The sequence below is a fragment of the Dyella lipolytica genome (genome assembly GCF_030160075.1).
Taxonomy (GTDB): Bacteria; Pseudomonadota; Gammaproteobacteria; order Xanthomonadales; family Rhodanobacteraceae; genus Dyella_B; species Dyella_B lipolytica.
The window spans coordinates 1,506,275-1,522,886 of record NZ_BSNQ01000003.1 but is presented as its reverse complement, the minus strand read 5'-3'; the positions used below and the strand labels follow the sequence as shown (position 1 = coordinate 1,522,886).

Genomic DNA, 16,612 nt, shown 5'->3' with positions numbered 1-16,612 from the left:
ACTTAGCCGATGATGCCTAGCGAACGTGCAACCTTAGTGAAAGCAGTGATAGCGCGATCCAGATGCTCGCGTGTATGTGCAGCACTCATCTGCGTGCGAATACGCGCTTGCCCCTGAGCTACCACTGGGTAAAAGAACCCCGTCACGTAGATACCTTCATCGAGAAGGGCGGCGGCCATCGCCTGCGCCTTCTTGGCGTCGTACACCATCACCGGCACGATCGGATGCACGCCTGGCTTGATGTCGAATCCCACCTTGGTCATCTGCTCACGGAAATACCGCGTGTTCTCCTGTACTCGCTCACGCAGTTCGCCGGCCGAACCCAGCATGTCGAACACCTTGATCGCCGCGGCGACGACGTGCGGCGGCAGCGAGTTGGAGAACAGGTACGGACGCGAGCGCTGCCGCAGCATCTCGATCACTTCCGCGCGGCCGGTAGTGAAGCCGCCCAGCGCGCCGCCCAGCGCTTTGCCAAGCGTGCCGGTGAAGATATCGATCTTGTCCATCACGCCGTGCACTTCCGCGGAACCGCGTCCATGCGGACCGAGGAAGCCGGTGCAGTGGCATTCGTCGATATGCACCAGTGCGTTGTACTTGGCGGCCAGCGCAGTGATCTTGTCCAGCGGCGCAATAAAACCGTCCATCGAAAACGCGCCGTCGCTGGTGATCAGCTTGGTGCGCACGCCGGCGGCATCGGCGGCCTTCAATTGGGCTTCCAGATCGGCCATGTCGCAGTTGGCGTAGCGAAAGCGCTTGGCTTTGCACAGACGGATGCCGTCGATGATGGAGGCGTGATTCAGCGCATCGGAAATGATCGCGTCCTCTTCACCCAGCAACGGCTCGTACAGACCGCCGTTGGCGTCGAAGCAGGCGGCGTACAAGATGGTGTCTTCCGTGCCGAAGAATTCGGCGATCTTCTTCTCCAGCTGCTTGTGCAGATCTTGCGTGCCGCAGATGAAACGCACGGAGGCCATGCCGAAGCCGTGCGTATCCAGTGCATCTTTGGCAGCCTGGATAACTTCCGGGTGATCGGCCAGGCCGAGGTAATTGTTCGCGCAGAAGTTCAACACCTTGCGTCCGCCTTCCAGCTCGATCTCGGCGGATTGGGGCGAGGTGATGATGCGCTCGGCCTTGAACAGGCCTTGTTCGCGGATGGATTCGAGTTCTTGGGCGTAACGCGCCTGGCCGGAGTAGCTCATGGGGACATGCCGGAGTGGGAAAGTGCTAATTGTCGGTCTTTCGGACGCCGGGGGGAACCTTTGCGGGGCGCGGGCGCCCCACGTCCTCAATGCAAGCCGAAATCGTCTCGCGTCGTCTTGCCCTTATCGTCGATGCCATTAGCATCCAGCTTGGGCGCCAGCACAAACACGCGGCTATCGTCGATCTTGCCGTGCATATATTCACGCACTGCGTCGGCACGGCGTTCGGCGAGATGGCGCAGGGCGTCCTGATCCACGGTTACGTTCGCTTCCATCAGCTTGATCATCGTTTCCGGCGGCTGAGACTTGGTCAAGCCGACGAGATCGCGCGGCTTCTTGAACTTGTCGTGCTTGTACGCCTTGGTCAGGTATTTGTTGTAATCGTCAGTACCCGGTTTTACCGGCGCAGCCTTCGCCGCTTCGGTACCGATATCGTCCGCCTGCTCTTTCTGCACCATGTCATCGACCAGCACCTTACGCAGGCCTTCTTCGTCCAAGGAGGGGTCCACACGGCCGGTGATATCCAGTTTCAGATCGGTTTTCTTGTTGAGGACGGCTACGATTTGCGTCAGGCGTGCATCGGCTTGTGCGTCGAGCACATTCGAGCCGGGTGAAAATTCCACATAGCCCAGATCCTGCTGCCCGCCACCCATCGCTGAGCCCAGCAGCCGGAACGGTGACGTGATGGCACGCTTGATGAGATTGACGAACGCCTGCCAGATCACGCCACCAATGCTGAAGTGCGGATCGTTGAGCGAACCGGATACCGGCACGTGGATATCGATATTGCCGTCCGAGTCCTTCAGCAGGGCCACTGCCAGCTTGACGGGCAGGTGACTGACGCCGGGTCCCTCCACGCGATCGCCGAAGGTCAGCTGGGTGAGCACGATGTGGTTGTCAGCATTCAACTTGCCCTGATCGAGCTGGTAATGCACATCCATCGTCAAGCGACCCTTGATGATCGGATAGCCCGCGTATTTGCCGGAGTAGGGCGACAAATGCGTGAGCTCCACATCGTTGGCCTTGGCCTTGATGTCCAGGGCAGCGACCGGTGTCAGCGGATTGATCGTGCCATCGATATTCACGGGCGAGTTGTTGTCCAGCTGACCTTGCAGCGTGACGTCTGCCGGGGCACCGCCGCCGGCGGTACCGAACGCGCCGATCTTGCCGGCGAGCTGGGTGATGTTGGCGGTGTAGTTCGGTTTGATGAAGTTGTCGGTGTAATTGAGATTGCCGTTGGCGAGCGTGATCTGACCGATATGGATCTCCGCAGGTGGCGCCGCCGCGGTGCTGGCTGTCGCGAGCGCCGCGCCCGTGGAAGCGCTGGCGGCCGGTGCCGGTATGGGCGCCGGGGCAGCAGGCGGTGGCGTACTTGCGGGCGGTGCGGGTCCATTCTGCGCACGCGTCACGGACACCGGTGCCACGGCCGGATTGGACACCACGTCCTGCAGATTGATGCGGCCATTGGCGTTGATGATCACGCGCGCATAGAAATCGTTGAGCGAGAGGCCGCCGATGTCGACGTGCGGCGCACCTTCGCCCATCTGCACCTTCATGCCGGTCGCCGCCAGCGCATTCCAGCGCAGGAAGTCGTCGTTCGTGACCTTGTCCAGCACGTGCACGCGGCCCAGCACGACGCGACCCTGATAGCTGATCAACGGTGCCGGCTTGCGGTCGCGGTAACGCGCACGCCCGCTCATGCTCAGCAGGGCGCTATCGACACGCACGTTCAGCGGCACCTTCACCAGGGATTCGAACGGTGCCACATCCAGGCGCGTCGCCATGATGCGCAGATCCGCATCGACCGGCTGCGGTTTCACCGTGCCATCGACATGGAACTTGCCCTGGCCGATGCCACCGCTGAGATCCAGCTTCAACGGCTTATGCATATCGTCGGAAAGATTGTCGATACCGAACTTGTCGGCCTTGACCGCGATATGCCCGTCTTTGCCGGGGATACTCGGATCGGTCAAGGCGAACGTACTGCTATCGACACCAAGATGCGCGATGCTCCAGTGCCACGCTGGCGACGCCGCCTGTTTACCTGTTGGGTGCGGCGAGGACTTCATCAGATCGGTGAGATCGATGTTCCCGTTTTTCAAACGCCGGGCATCGATCTTCAAGCCTTGCAGTGTCACGTTGCCGAGTTGCGCCACGCTGCTGCCAAGGTCGAGATGGTTGATCTCGGTCGTCAACGACTGCCACGCCACCGGTTTGCGACCGTGCTGATCCAGCGCGAAGTTGTTTACGGAGAGCTTGCTGGCATCCATCGTCAGCGCCAGCGTTTTGCTCCAATCCGCCTGAATGTGCGCATCGCCGTCGAGCGTGCCGCTGGCGATTTGCGCGTTGAGCATCGGCGGCGCCATCGGGACCAGCGGTTGCAGGCCGACACCAGTCATCGTCACTTCGCCGTTGTAACGATCGGCGCTCATCAACAAGCTGCCGGTGGCATGTAGATTGCCGCCAGCGAGGCCGGAACTCAGATCCATCGTGCCCGGTTGTGTGGAAACCGTGGAGAGTCCGTGGATCGTTCCATGCAGATTGTCCAGCAATATCCGCGCAGGTTGGGGGCCGCTGAGATCGGCGTAGTCGAGCGCACTGTTCTGCAAGCTCAGCGTGGCGATTTGCGCATCGGTCGGCGGCGTGCCCGGTTTCGGCGGTGGGCTGTTTTTGCCGAGCAGAGCGTCGAAATTAGTGCGGCCGCCAGTCAGCTTGGTGTAATGCAACTTCGCCTGATCGAGCTGGATCGCGCTGAAGTGATAGCGCGATATCAGCGGCTCGACGTCATTCAACGTCATGCTGCCATGACCCAGCTCCAGCATCGGCGCGTTGTCGTGCGTGGTCATCACGAAGTTGTCGGCCTGCAGCTGACCGTCCAGACGCAATTGCTGCGAAGGTTTGGTTTCTATGAAATGCAGATCCAGCTTGCCCGACAACAACCCGCTTGGAATGGCCGCCGGCAGAGGCTCCGGTACGTAACCGAGATAGCGCGCCAAATCCAGGTGATCCATCGCAAAGCTGATCACCGATTCATGGCTGTCCGCAAAGGGTTTGGTCTGGCCCTGGATGTGTATGGGACTGCCATCCACCTGCATAGCCAGCAGCGGCTGCACGAAGATGTCCGTGTCATGCGGCAAATTGGCGAGGAAGGGAATGCCAAGCTCGATCTGGTTCACGCGATGCGTCGCGTTCAGAACCTTGTCGTCGAACGTGATATCGCCGTCGTGCACGCTGATGTTGGACACGGCAAAGCGCGTCGGCGGCGCATTCGGTTCCGTCGGCTTGGAAGCAAAGCGCTGGATGATATCGGTGAAGTTGAACGCTTGCGGACCGGTACGCGTGATATGGATCTGCGGGTGTTGAACGGAAAGCTCATCCAATACCGGTGCCATGCGAAACACCGCCCCCCACGACGCATTCACCACCAGGTTGTCCACGTCGATGAAGGGCGACGTGCCATCGCGCTCGCCGATATGCAGCTTATCCACCGCCACGTGTAGCGTGTAGGGATCGACATGAATCGCACCGATCGTGACCGGTCGATCGAGCTGCGAGCTCAGCTGCTTCTGCAATTGGTTCTTGATCATCGACGGCGCAATAAAGAAGCCGAACAGACCAAACAGAACCAGCAGGATGACAATAACCAGCGCCGTGATGCGCAAGCCGCGAGAGCGGTACAAGCCCTTTGCGCGTTCGCGCCCGGCCTCTATCAATGCTTGGGGTGATGAGTTCCGGTTTGCCATTGCCGTGATGCTCCCGTGACATCGCGGACCGACCGTGCCGGCAGTCGCCGAGCACTTCCGTAAGCCAGAAAACTCATGTCGGCACGCCTGTAAGGGGAGTGTAGCGTGCGGCGTAAGAGATTGCGTAGCGCCCTGCCGGCATTTTGCCAACAGGGCGACATGCGATTCAGTTCAGTGCCAGGAACAGACCACCTTGCCGCACACACCGGCATCCATCAGGTCGAAACCCTTCTGGAAATCGTCGATGTGAATTTGATGTGTCAGCACTTTCTGCAGCGGGAAGCCGGTGAGCACCATCTGCGTCATCTTGTACCAGGTCTCGTACATGCGACGGCCGTAAATACCCTGCAAGGTAAGACCCTTGAAGATCACCTTGTCCCAGTCGATGCCTGCACCCTTGGGCAGAATGCCCAGCAACGCGATCTTGCCGCCGTGGTACATGCAATCGAGCATGTCGTTGAAGGCGCGCGGGTTGCCGCTCATTTCCAGGCCCACGTCGAAGCCTTCCATGTGCAGATCCTTCATCACATCTTTCAGCGACTGATTCGCCACGTTCACCACACGCGTGGCGCCCATGTCGGCCGCCAGCTTCAGGCGGTAATCGTTGATGTCGGTGACCACCACATTGCGTGCGCCTACATGTTTGGCGATGCCCGCAGCGATGATGCCGATCGGGCCGGCGCCGGTAATCAGCACGTCTTCGCCCACCAGGTCGAATTCCAGCGCGCAATGTGCGGCGTTGCCGTAAGGGTCGAAGAACGCAGCCAACTCGGACGGAATCTGATCCGGAATCGGCCACAGGTTGGAGGCCGGCATCGTCATGTATTCGGCAAACGCGCCGTTGCGATTCACGCCGATGCCGATGGTGTTCGGGCACAGATGCTGACGACCGGCGCGGCAGTTGCGGCAATGGCCGCATACGATATGGCCTTCCGCGGAAACGCGGTCGCCGATCTTGTAACCGGTCACGCCCGGTCCGATGTCCACGATACGGCCGACGAATTCATGACCGATCGTCAGGCCCGGCTTGATCGTGCGCTGGGACCACTCGTCCCACTTGTAGATATGCAGATCGGTGCCGCAGATCGCGGTCTTCTCTAGCTTGATCAGCACCTCGTTGGCGCCGACTTCCGGCACCGGCACCTCTTCCATCCAGATACCTTTCTCGGCGTGGCGCTTGACCAGGGCTTTCATCGTTTGCGGCATGGGGGGAATCCAGAACGGGCGAGGGGAGGGAAGACAAGTCGCCAATTATAGATCGTGAAGCATGGAGCATGCCTTGATGCGGTGCGGCATCGGCGATCTCCCGGCCCGGGCCTACCTGGCCTACATATCCAGCCGGTCGTAGCTGCGCGTAAACACGATCGGCTCTTTCAGCTCCGCCGTCGTCCATGTCTCGGTCACGGTCAAATGATGCCCATCGGCCGAGCGCACCCACGCTTGCTCCAGCCGCGTGCCGTTACCGAAATCCATCGACACGTGCATCCCGTCCTGCGTCAGCTGGGTCTGCACCCGTGCGGTACTGTTGAGCGATTGGCGCGCGATGTTATCGAACTGGGTGTCGAGCCGGTCGTTGTTGTTGAAATCCACGCGCATGCCTTGGCGGCTCTGCTGCACATTCAGCAATGCGTCGTCGGCAAACAGGGGGGGTGTCGGGTCCTTGGGCGTTGCATTGCTGCTGCTTCTCGATGAGTCCTGATAATCGTGATTGCCATGCTGGCCGCCACCCATCCCATGACCACCGCCTCCCATGCCGTGACCGCCGCGACCGCCGAAACCGTTCGACGATGAAGCGGGCGTTGCACTGGAACCAGCATTCGCAGGCTGTGAGGAGGGCGCCTGCTCGCGCCTGCGTTCCGCATGCAGTCGCTGGGTGATCACGGCGGCGCTATCGCTGGCGCGATCATTGAGTTGCCAGATGCCGCTGAAATCCGGTCCCGGCGATGTTGTCTGTGCCGCGGCGTAGCCGGCGAAGAACGATCCCGCTGCAAGCAACAGGCACAATGGACGAAAAGATTTCGATCGCGGCATGGGTCGACTTCACGCTGGCGGGGACGGAGGGTTGCACGCCTGTTTGCCGGGCGCTTCAACTCTCAACGCGTCAACCGTTCCGCAGTGCACACGCCTGCCATCATCCATCGCCCATCCGGCCGGCCATCTACAATGCATCGATGCCCGCCGATCGCCGCCCCCTAGCCATTTTTCTGATGGGCCCGACCGCGTCGGGCAAGACCGCGCTTGCTTGCGCGCTCAGCGAACGCTTTCCTGTCGGCCTGATCAGCGTCGATTCCGCACTGGTCTATCGCGGCATGGATATCGGTACTGCCAAGCCGGATGCGGCCACCCTGGCTCGCTATCCCCACGCTTTGATCGATATTCGCGATCCGGCCGAACCGTATTCCGCGGCCGATTTCAGCGCGGACGCGCAAGCCGCCATGCACCGCATCCACGAAGCGGGGCAGATTCCGCTACTCGTCGGTGGCACGGGGTTGTATTTCCGAGCCTTGCAACGCGGGCTATCGAGCCTGCCGGAAGCCGATACCGAGATACGCGCCCAACTGGCCAACGAAGCCGCCAGCGTCGGCTGGGATGGCATGCACCGCCGGCTCGCCGAACTCGATCCTCCCGCGGCCGAGCGCATCAAACCCGCCGACGCCCAGCGCATCCAGCGCGCGCTGGAAGTGATCGCTCTCACCGGGCAACCGCTCAGCGCTCAGCAGCAGGGCGGCCGCGGGCAGCCGTTCCCCTGGCGCGTACTCAAGTTGGCCCTGCTGCCCGAACATCGCGCGCCACTCCACGCCCGAATTGCCCAGCGATTCGACGAGATGCTGCGCCACGGACTGCTCGACGAAGTGCGCGCCTTGCGCCAACGAGGCGATCTGCGCCCCGATCTGCCGGCCATCCGTGCCGTGGGCTACCGCCAGGCCTGGGAACACCTCGATGGCCTCTACGACCAAGCTGGGTTGCGCGACAAAGGCATTTTCGCCACCCGCCAGCTCGCCAAGCGCCAGATCACCTGGCTGCGCAGCGAACTGGACGCCCGCAGCCTCGACCCCGAGCGCCCAGGCCTTACCGAGCGGGCCACTGACGCCGTGCGACTGTTCCTCGGCGGCCAGGAAACGGAGATCTCCTCGTGAAGCTTGTGACGCAGTTTTGTTATCTCTTTGTCATAACTTACAAAAGTCTTTCACCCACGATTTAAAAGCGGTTAACATTCAAGGGAACTCGGGCCGGGGCGCCGTTTGGCACCATTTTTTTTCGGCCCATCCGCTGGACGAGGGGGAGAACAAAAATGTCAAAAGGGCAGTCCTTGCAAGATCCATTTCTGAACGCATTGCGCCGCGAGCGCGTACCGGTCGCCATCTACCTGGTCAACGGCATCAAACTACAGGGCACGATCGAGTCGTTCGATCAGTTCGTGGTATTGCTGCGCAACCAGGTGAGCCAGATGGTTTATAAACACGCCATCTCCACTGTTGTGCCCAGCCGCAACGTGCGCGTCGGCAACGGCCACGACGGTCACGAAGGCCACGAAAGCCACCTTGAGGCGCACGTGTCGGCCGATAGCGAAGGTTGATCCACTCTGTTCGATAGGCAAAAGAAAGGCGAACGTGCCGTACTGGTTCTCCCGCATTCGCGCGGCGAGGGCGATGCGGCAGAGCGGGCAGAGGAATTTGTCGAGCTAGTGAAATCGGCCGGCGCCGAAGTGCTGGCCGCTATTCCTGCGCGCGTGGAAGCCCCCAATCCCCGCTACTACATCGGCACCGGCAAGGCCGAAGAAGTGGCCGAAGCCGTGCGCGCCCTCGAAGCAGACCTGGTGTTGGTCGACCACCTGCTGACCCCGGTGCAGGAACGCAACCTCGAAAAGCTGCTCAGCGTGCGCGTGGTCGATCGCGCCGGATTGATCCTGGACATCTTCGCCCAGCGCGCCCGCTCCCACGAAGGCAAGATGGAAGTGGAGCTGGCCCAGCTCAAACATCTCGCGACGCGCCTGGTCCGCGGCTGGACCCACTTGGACACCCAGCGCGGCGGCGCCATCGGCAACCGCGGTCCGGGCGAGACCCAGCTCGAAACCGACCGACGCCTGCTTGCCGAGCGCGTGAAAATGCTCAGCAAACGGCTGGAAAAAGTACAGACTCAGCGCGGCCAGCAACGCCGCGCACGCCTGCGCAACACCGTGCCACGCGTAGCCTTGGTGGGCTACACCAACGCCGGCAAATCCACCCTGTTCAATGCACTCACGCAGGGCAGGGTGTATGCCGCCGACCAGCTCTTCGCCACGCTCGATCCCACCGTGCGCAAGCTCGACGACCTCAGCTGCGGCCCTGCCGTACTGGCCGACACCGTCGGCTTCATCCGCGAGCTGCCGCACGATCTCGTGGCCGCCTTCCGCGGCACGCTCGCCGAAGCGCGCGACGCCGACCTGCTGCTGCACGTCAGCGACGCCGCCGACGAAGAGCGGGAACGCCTGCATCAAGTAGTCGATCAGGTGCTGGAAGAAATCGGCGCAGGTGACGTGCCCCAGCTGCACGTGATGAACAAGATCGACCTCTCCGGCGCCGCCCCGCGCATCGTGCGCGATAGCGAAGGACTGCCACAGCAAGTGTGGCTATCCGCTGCCACGGGCGAAGGACTGGACCTGTTGCGCGAAGCACTCGGCGAATTGCTGGGCGGCGAGCGCGTGCAATCCGAATTGCTGTTGCCGCTGTCCGCGGGTCGCCTGCATGCGCGGCTTCGTGCTGCCGGCGCCATCGCCGAAGAAGCGGTGGACGAATACGGCTGGCGCCTGCGCATCGATGCGCCGCGAAGCGTGCTGGCGCCGTTGACTGGTGGCCACGGCGCCGATATCGAACTGTTGCGCGGCCTGCTGGGCAGCCCAGACGCAGCCGCCTGAGCACTGTCGCTTTTCTTCCTCTCCCCTCCGGGGAGAGGACCGAGGTGAGGGGCTGTTCTTGCGATAACCCAACATCGGAGCACGCTTCGCGCGACTGCTCGCGCAAGATTTTCCCCTCACCCAACCCTCTCCCCTCGGAGGAGAGGGCCTTCCGTCCTCGTGTTATTAGGCCCGCCTCGCAAACGTCTCTGTTAGAATGCGACCGTTTGTGCACCACCCATTCCGGGTGCTTGCACGCCTCAACATCCGTCACCATGTCCCATCCAGCACAGAGCGTTTTCCGGCCGTTATTGCCGGCCTCCCAGCGGCCCCAAGGAGACTGACCATGGCCTGGAACGAACCCGGTAACGGGCAACGCGATCCATGGAACAAGAACAAGCGTAGTTCCGGCGGCAAATCGGGCATTGAGACCGTACTCAAGGACCTGTTCAAGCGCATCGGCAAGCTGGGCGGCCCCGGCGGCATCCTCACCATCGTCGTGGCGATCGTGCTGGCCTGGCTGTTGCTCACCAGCTATGCCGTGATCGGTGCCGGCCAGGTTGGTGTGGTGCAGCGCTTCGGCGCCTATGCACGCACCATCGGCCCCGGCTTCCACGTCAAGCTTCCGCTGCCCATGGAGACCGTGCAGCCGGTCGCCACCTCGCGCGTGCGTGCCATGTCCGACCAGATCCGCACGTTAACGCGCGATCAGGACATCGTCGCCGTCGACTTCAACGTGCAGTACCAAGTCACCGACCCGCAGAAATACCTGTTCAACACACGCGACCCGGACGGCACCCTCAACGAAGCCGCGCAAGCTGCCGTGCGTACGGTGATCGGTGCGCAGCCGATGGACAACGTCCTCACCGGCCAGGCGGACGGCAGCGGCCCCGCGCCAGCGTTGAGCGCGTTGCAACAGCAAGTGCGCACCCAGTTGCAGCACACGCTGGACAGATACGACTGCGGCCTGCAAGTGACCGACATCAGCTTCCAGGCCATCACGCCGCCGCAGGAAGCAAAAGACGCCTTCGACGACGTCAACGCCGCACGCCAGGATCGTCAGGGCCTGATCGACCAGGCGCATGCCGGCACCAATCAGGAAATTCCGGTGGCGAACGGCGACGCCAAGCGCATGATCGCCGAAGCCGATGCCTACAAAGCCGAGCGTATCGCGCGCGCGCAGGGCGACGTCGGCCGTTTCGATCTGATTCTCAAGGAATACAAGGCAGCGCCCGATGTCACTCGCCGTCGCCTATGGCTGGAAACGATGGAGCAGATCCTGCGCGCCAGCAACAAAGTGATCGACGGCTCCGACGGCCGCAGCGTCATCAACATCACCAATACCGAAGCACCCGCCACCAACCTGCCGGGTGTCGGCGCCGTGGCGCCGCCCGTCAACGATGACGCCGCCGACAAGGGGAAGCAGCCATGAAAACCACCGCTGCGATCATCATCGTCCTGCTCATCCTGCTCGGCGCCAACAGCTTCTACACAGTGGATAACGGTCAATCCGCGCTAGTGCTGCAGTTTGGCAAAATTCTGCGCACCGACAAACAGCCCGGCCTGCACGCCAAGGTGCCGTTGTTGCAACAGGTGCTGACCCTCGACGATCGCATCCTGTCTTTCGACGGCCAGCCACAGCGTTACGCCACCGCCGACAAGCAAAGCATCAACGTCAACTTCTACGTGAAGTGGCGCATCGCCAACGCCGCCGACTACTACCGCGCCACCAGCGGCGACGAACTGCAGGCCGGCCAGCGGCTCAGCCCCATCGTCAGCACCGCATTGCGCAGCGCGGTGGATGCACACACCCTGCAGCAGCTGATCGCCGATGGCCAGAGCGATCTCGCCGCCAGCACCTTGCAGCAGGCCAACGCACAGACCCAGACGCTAGGCATCTCGGTCGTCGATGTCAGCATCACCGGCATCGAATTCCCCGACGACATCAAGGCCGCCGTCTACAAACGCATGCAGACCGAACGTCAGCAGCAAGCCGCCGCCATTCGCGCCGACGGCAAGCAGCAGGCCGAGGGGATCAAGGCCGACGCCGATAGTCAGGCGCAGATCATCCGCGCCAACGCCGAAAGCAACGCCGAAAAAGTGAAAGGCGAGGGCGATGCGCAGGCCGCGCAAATCTACGCGCAAGCCGCCGCCGAGGATCCGGATTTCTTCGCCTTCTACCGCAGCCTGGAGGCCTACAAGCAAGCCTTCGGCGACGGCAGGGCCACGATCATCCTCAAGCCCGATTCCGAATTCCTGCGCTACTTCGGCAACCCGGCGCCCGCGCCGGCGCGGCGCTGAGTTCACGCCATGTCGCACGATTTCTACGCCGCGCTATGCCTTGTGCTGGTCATCGAAGGCCTGGTGCTGTTCGCCTCCCCGCACGGTTGGCAGGCGATGATGCGCGAGGCATTGAAGCTGCAACCGAGTACCTTGCGCCTGTTCGGCGCCGTGGCCATTGGCGCGGGGTTGATCACCCTGCATTGGGTGCACTGAATACCTTCACCGCGCGGTAACCCTCGCGCGCGATAGTTTTCCCGTTCCGCCGATCGGAACGTCTTTTAGAGCGAGAAACATCATGGGCAAGTCAGTCGTAATTCTTGGCGCACAGTGGGGCGACGAAGGCAAAGGCAAAATCGTCGACCTGTTGACCGAACGCGTAGGCGCCGTCGCGCGCTTCCAGGGCGGTCACAACGCCGGCCATACCCTTGTCATTAAGGGCAAGAAGACCGTGCTGCATTTGATTCCCTCAGGCATTCTGCGCGACGACGCGCTGTGCCTGATCGGCAACGGTGTGGTGCTCTCGCCCGCCGCGCTCAAGCAAGAAATCGAAGAACTCGAAGCGCAAGGCGTCAGCGTGCGTCCGCGCCTCAAGATCAGCCCCGCAACGCCGCTGATCATGCCTTACCACATCGCCGTGGATAAGGCGCGCGAAATCGCCGCCGGCGGCAAAGCCATCGGCACTACCGGCCGCGGCATCGGCCCCGCGTATGAAGACAAAGTCGCACGCCGTAGCGTGCGCGTGGCGGATCTCATGTATCCGCACGAACTGCCCGCGCTGATCAAAGCCGCTGTCGATTACCACAACTTCATCCTCACCCAGTGGCTGAAAGCCGAGCCGGTCGACTACCAGCAGGTGCTGGACGACGCACTCGCCTACGGCGAATTCATCCGCCCGATGGTCGACGACGTCGCCACCATCCTGTACGACGTGCGCCAGGAAGGCGGCAACATTCTGTACGAAGGTGCGCAAGGCGCACTGCTCGACATCGACCACGGCACTTATCCGTACGTCACCTCCAGCAACACCACCGTCGGCGGCGCACTTGCCGGCACCGGCGTGGGCGCAGGCGACATCGACTACGTGCTCGGCATCTGCAAAGCCTACGCAACGCGCGTCGGCGGCGGTCCGTTCCCCACCGAACTCAACGACGAAATGGGTGAACGCCTGCGCAAAGTCGGCAACGAATTCGGTGCCAGCACCGGTCGTCCGCGTCGCTGCGGCTGGATCGACCTCGTCGCGCTCAAGCGCGCCGTACAGATCAACGGCATCAACGGTCTCGCCATCACCAAGCTCGATGTGCTCGACGGTCTGCCCAGCATCAAGGTTTGCATCGCCTACGAATACCGCGGCAAACGCCGCGAGCTCGCACCGCTCGACGCCGACGGCTGGGCCGAGTGCAAGCCCGTCTATCTCGAATTCCCGGGTTGGGAAGAATCCACCTGCGGCATCCGCGACTGGAACAAGCTGCCGCCGGCAGCTCGTGCTTACCTGCGCGCGGTGGAAGAGCTTTCCGGCTGCCACCTGGCCATCGTGGCGACCGGTGCGGATCGTGACGACACGATTGTGTTGGATGATCCGTTTGCGTAAGCACAAACCGTTTGCGAAGATCAGAGAAAGGCCCCCTTTTGAGGGGGCTTTTTTTTGCCGGTCGGCAGATTGGGGCGCTTCATAGAAATGAAATCGAAGCCCATTTGCTGTTTTCCTCTTGTGAGAAAGCAGCGCACCCGCTTTGCCGTTTCGGTTTCAGGCAGGGATTGGTCTTAGCAAAACAGGGGATGGAAATGACACCGAAACATTTTGTTGCTGTTTGCCTCAGGTTGTTCGCACTTTGGCTGATATTTAGCGGGATTCAATTCTTTTTCATTGCCACAGCGCTTAAGTACTTTAATGCGCAACTGAGCAATGGTCCGATGTGGATCTTCGTGGCGGTGTGGGCAGTCTTTTTGGTGGTCGCGTTCTTGCTGTGGATCTTGAGCGCACCGTTGGCCACTGGACTGTTGGCAGGAGTACCGAAGCCACAGACGCCGTCTCTCTCATTGGGTGACGTCATCGTCGCTGGCTGCGTATTGATGGGCTTGTGGTGGCTAAAAGAGGCGCTCGGTCTCCTCGTTGGCCTTTGGCTAAAAACGGTGGCCTTATCCGACCTGGGTGACCAATCGGTGTTCGTGTCACTAGGATCGACCGGCAAGATAAGCACGGGCATCTACCTTGCGGAGATTGCGGTTGGCCTATTTTTCGTCACCCGTCCGTTCAGTATCGCCAAATGGGTGATGCGTAGCGCGCCGACTTCTCGCGTAGAGTCAACTGAGAAGCAATCGGATGGCCTTGAAGAGCACGATTGAGCGGGTTAGTTGGTGTGCGTCGTTTCTGTTGCTTATGAGCTTGTCGACTGCGGCGCGCGGCTAAAGAGAGGTAGGTTGAGTTCTGAATACTCAATCGGATTTCACTCTTTTCATTTCTAGATTCCGTGAAATGAGGAGTGGGAAAGTGCAAAGGGGATCGCATGTTTCAGGGGATAAAGCGTTTGTGGTCGGGATCCGATCCTGTCGAGTTTGAAAGCGCATTCGGGATGGCCGAATCCGTCGAACGCCTCAGGGCTGCTACGCGACGCTGGGGTGTTTTTTCGGTTTCGCAGGAAGCGGCTTCCGGTACGGTGAAGGAATCGCGTGTATCGCTACAGCGAGTCATCCCCATGGTCGGTAACTCGTTCAAGCCTTTTTATGTGGGCCACTTCGAGCAGCGTGGTCACAAAGTCGTTCTCACCGGGCGCTTCACGTTGAACTGGTTTGTGAAGCTGTTTATGGGCTTTTGGTTTGGTTTTTGCACCCTGTTTGTGGCCACTGGCCTCATAGCTGCCATCCATTCACCGAAATCAGCGCCCGTGTCTTTGGCTGGAATCGGCATGCTTCTAGCGGGAGCCGCAATGGTGCGTTTGGGCGGCTGGCTCTCGCGCAACGACCAGGCGTGGTTGTCGAACGTTATTCGCATTGCATTGAATGTGCCGGTCGCAGGGCCGCAAATCGGTGCGTTCGCGGACGTGCACGGCACGCCTCAGTCGAACAAAACACCCAGAGTCATACTTATCGTGACCGCGGTGCTCGCCTTGTCCGGCGTGATGGGATGCATCTCTGCATTCACCGGTATTCAGAGCTACCAGTCGAATATGGCGCATAGCGTTATCAGGCACTACGCCGATATGCGATTGCGCTACGTTGCAGCGATCTATGGTGTTTCGATGTTGGCCCTGGCCTATGGCGTCTACCGACGGCGACTGCTGGCATGGCGATTTGGTTTTGTCGCTCTTGTCGGCGGTTTCATCATGCAGACCATTGCTTTGCTTATGGGTCCAGACCTCGGTAATGCACGCATTCCAGCCATTTTTTTCTGCGCCATCTCAGCCGTAATCATGGCTGTGTGGGGACGCTGGTGGTATGCGCAACGTGTCCATTTTCATGAGTAAAAATGGCTAATTCGCAAACCCCTCTCTTCATCGTCAGCACGGGCCGTTCCGGCTCGACGATGCTCTCTGAGCTGCTCTCGCTGCATCCGGACGTTCTGAGTCTCTCCGAGCTGTTCAACGCGCTTCACCCGCTTAGCTTTCGGAAGGATCCCGTCGACGGTCCGAACCTCTGGTCCGTGTTGAGCGAGCCGCGACCTCGCCATACAGCTTGGCTTCGCCTGATGGAACGCGGCCTCGCTATCGATGAGTTTCGCTATCCGCTGGCTTCCGCTCTGCGCTTCCGCGAGACGGGTATTCCGCCGCTGTTGGCGATGACGCTTCCGCTACTCACCGAAGACCCCGACGGGCTCCACGAGGAGCTTGGCGTCTTCGTGCAGTCGTTGCCGGAAGATCGAATCCACACGCAGTACCTGCGGGTGTTCCAGTGGTTGTGTACGCGCCTCGGCCGGCGGTTCTGGTGCGAGCGCTCGGGCGCCTCGCTTGGCCTCGTCCATCCCTTGTCGCACTTCTTTCCGACGGCCAAGTTCATCCACGTCTTTCGCGACGGTCGGGAGTTCGCGGTCTCGGCGAGCCGGTTTCCTTTGATGCGGATGGGCATGATCGACACCATCTTCAAACAGAGATTTGGTTCCGCTCCGTATCTCACGCCGACGTATCAGGCACCCGAAGATTTGCCGCCAGCGTGGCGTGGGCTCGTACCTGAGAGTTTCGACGTCGACGTGTTCCAGCGCTTCGAGCTCCCGATCGAACCGATCGGCATGGCCTGGTCGGAGATGATCGCCGTGGGCTTGAAGCTATTGGAGAAGGTGCCCGCCGAGCGGGTGCTCCACGTGCGGTACGAGTCGATGCTCGATGCACCCCAAGCCGAGCTCCAGCGCATCGTCCGCTTCATGGACCCAAGCTTGGACGATCCTTCGTGGCTCGCGTTGGCCGCTGGTCGCGTGCGGAAGAACCCGCCGAAGTGGGTGAGCTTGCCCACCGACGAGCGGGCACGCCTCGAGTCGGCGTGCGCGCCCGGTATGGAGCTGCTTCGCCGTCTCTCCTGAATCATCC

General features: G+C 61.2%; 14 protein-coding genes. 10 read left to right on the top strand and 4 right to left on the bottom strand.

All coding sequences use genetic code 11. From position 1 onward, the window contains the following. Positions 1-2: 2 nt before the first annotated feature. The 4 genes from kbl to QQL64_RS08120 all read right to left on the bottom strand — a co-directional run bounded on the left by kbl (position 3) and on the right by QQL64_RS08120 (position 6,973). A complete protein-coding gene (gene kbl, locus QQL64_RS08135; RefSeq protein ID WP_284398034.1) occupies positions 3-1,199 on the bottom strand; it encodes a glycine C-acetyltransferase in 1,197 nt (398 codons plus the stop codon). An 86-nt stretch (positions 1,200-1,285) separates the two neighbouring features. Continuing rightward, complete coding sequence (locus QQL64_RS08130) at positions 1,286-4,942, bottom strand: DUF748 domain-containing protein (RefSeq protein ID WP_284398032.1); 3,657 nt, start codon at positions 4,940-4,942, stop codon at positions 1,286-1,288. A gap of 171 nt (positions 4,943-5,113) precedes the next feature. Beyond that, on the bottom strand, positions 5,114-6,148 hold the full coding sequence (tdh, locus tag QQL64_RS08125; protein WP_284398030.1) for an L-threonine 3-dehydrogenase: 1,035 nt from the start codon (positions 6,146-6,148) through the stop codon (positions 5,114-5,116). 120 nt (positions 6,149-6,268) lie between these two features. Next, positions 6,269-6,973: a hypothetical protein gene (locus tag QQL64_RS08120; RefSeq protein ID WP_284398027.1), complete on the bottom strand. Its 705-nt coding sequence runs from the start codon at positions 6,971-6,973 to the stop codon at positions 6,269-6,271. Positions 6,974-7,113: 140 nt separating this feature from the next. Here QQL64_RS08120 and miaA point away from each other — a divergent pair, with 140 nt between their 5' ends. The 10 genes from miaA to QQL64_RS08070 all read left to right on the top strand — a co-directional run bounded on the left by miaA (position 7,114) and on the right by QQL64_RS08070 (position 16,605). Next, a complete protein-coding gene (miaA, locus tag QQL64_RS08115) occupies positions 7,114-8,079 on the top strand; it encodes a tRNA (adenosine(37)-N6)-dimethylallyltransferase MiaA (RefSeq protein WP_284399706.1) in 966 nt (321 codons plus the stop codon). Positions 8,080-8,234: 155 nt separating this feature from the next. Further along, a complete protein-coding gene (gene hfq / locus QQL64_RS08110) occupies positions 8,235-8,519 on the top strand; it encodes an RNA chaperone Hfq (RefSeq protein WP_284398025.1) in 285 nt (94 codons plus the stop codon). A 6-nt stretch (positions 8,520-8,525) separates the two neighbouring features. Continuing rightward, the gene (gene hflX / locus QQL64_RS08105) at positions 8,526-9,836 is read left to right on the top strand and encodes a ribosome rescue GTPase HflX (RefSeq protein ID WP_284399704.1); all 1,311 of its coding nucleotides are present in this window, start codon (positions 8,526-8,528) and stop codon (positions 9,834-9,836) included. A gap of 325 nt (positions 9,837-10,161) precedes the next feature. Then, the gene (gene hflK, locus QQL64_RS08100; RefSeq protein WP_284398023.1) at positions 10,162-11,247 is read left to right on the top strand and encodes an FtsH protease activity modulator HflK; all 1,086 of its coding nucleotides are present in this window, start codon (positions 10,162-10,164) and stop codon (positions 11,245-11,247) included. Beyond that, a complete protein-coding gene (gene hflC, locus QQL64_RS08095) occupies positions 11,244-12,116 on the top strand; it encodes a protease modulator HflC (RefSeq protein WP_284398021.1) in 873 nt (290 codons plus the stop codon). Before hflK ends, hflC begins: the two co-directional genes overlap by 4 nt. 9 nt (positions 12,117-12,125) lie before the next feature. Next, the gene (locus QQL64_RS08090; protein WP_284398017.1) at positions 12,126-12,311 is read left to right on the top strand and encodes a DUF2065 domain-containing protein; all 186 of its coding nucleotides are present in this window, start codon (positions 12,126-12,128) and stop codon (positions 12,309-12,311) included. Positions 12,312-12,393: 82 nt separating this feature from the next. Beyond that, the gene (locus QQL64_RS08085) at positions 12,394-13,686 is read left to right on the top strand and encodes an adenylosuccinate synthase (RefSeq protein WP_284398015.1); all 1,293 of its coding nucleotides are present in this window, start codon (positions 12,394-12,396) and stop codon (positions 13,684-13,686) included. 194 nt (positions 13,687-13,880) lie between these two features. Next, on the top strand, positions 13,881-14,441 hold the full coding sequence (locus QQL64_RS08080; protein ID WP_284398013.1) for a hypothetical protein: 561 nt from the start codon (positions 13,881-13,883) through the stop codon (positions 14,439-14,441). 137 nt (positions 14,442-14,578) lie between these two features. Next, positions 14,579-15,559 carry a hypothetical protein gene (locus tag QQL64_RS08075; protein ID WP_284398008.1) on the top strand — a complete coding sequence of 327 codons (981 nt, stop codon included), beginning with the start codon at positions 14,579-14,581 and terminating at the stop codon, positions 15,557-15,559. A 2-nt stretch (positions 15,560-15,561) separates the two neighbouring features. Further along, complete coding sequence (locus QQL64_RS08070; RefSeq protein WP_284398005.1) at positions 15,562-16,605, top strand: sulfotransferase family protein; 1,044 nt, start codon at positions 15,562-15,564, stop codon at positions 16,603-16,605. The last annotated feature ends 7 nt before the right edge of the window (positions 16,606-16,612 follow it).

Bases quoted from the DNA above. Each gene is read 5' to 3' on its own strand.
- kbl (WP_284398034.1), bottom strand. From the start codon at position 1,199: ATGAGCTACTCCGGCCAGGCGCGTTACGCCCAAGAACTCGAATCCATC.
- QQL64_RS08130 (WP_284398032.1), bottom strand. From the start codon at position 4,942: ATGGCAAACCGGAACTCATCACCCCAAGCATTGATAGAGGCCGGGCGC.
- tdh (WP_284398030.1), bottom strand. From the start codon at position 6,148: ATGCCGCAAACGATGAAAGCCCTGGTCAAGCGCCACGCCGAGAAAGGT.
- QQL64_RS08120 (WP_284398027.1), bottom strand. From the start codon at position 6,973: ATGCCGCGATCGAAATCTTTTCGTCCATTGTGCCTGTTGCTTGCAGCG.
- miaA (WP_284399706.1), top strand. From the start codon at position 7,114: ATGCCCGCCGATCGCCGCCCCCTAGCCATTTTTCTGATGGGCCCGACC.
- hfq (WP_284398025.1), top strand. From the start codon at position 8,235: ATGTCAAAAGGGCAGTCCTTGCAAGATCCATTTCTGAACGCATTGCGC.
- hflK (WP_284398023.1), top strand. From the start codon at position 10,162: ATGGCCTGGAACGAACCCGGTAACGGGCAACGCGATCCATGGAACAAG.
- hflC (WP_284398021.1), top strand. From the start codon at position 11,244: ATGAAAACCACCGCTGCGATCATCATCGTCCTGCTCATCCTGCTCGGC.
- QQL64_RS08090 (WP_284398017.1), top strand. From the start codon at position 12,126: ATGTCGCACGATTTCTACGCCGCGCTATGCCTTGTGCTGGTCATCGAA.
- QQL64_RS08085 (WP_284398015.1), top strand. From the start codon at position 12,394: ATGGGCAAGTCAGTCGTAATTCTTGGCGCACAGTGGGGCGACGAAGGC.
- QQL64_RS08080 (WP_284398013.1), top strand. From the start codon at position 13,881: ATGACACCGAAACATTTTGTTGCTGTTTGCCTCAGGTTGTTCGCACTT.
- QQL64_RS08070 (WP_284398005.1), top strand. From the start codon at position 15,562: ATGGCTAATTCGCAAACCCCTCTCTTCATCGTCAGCACGGGCCGTTCC.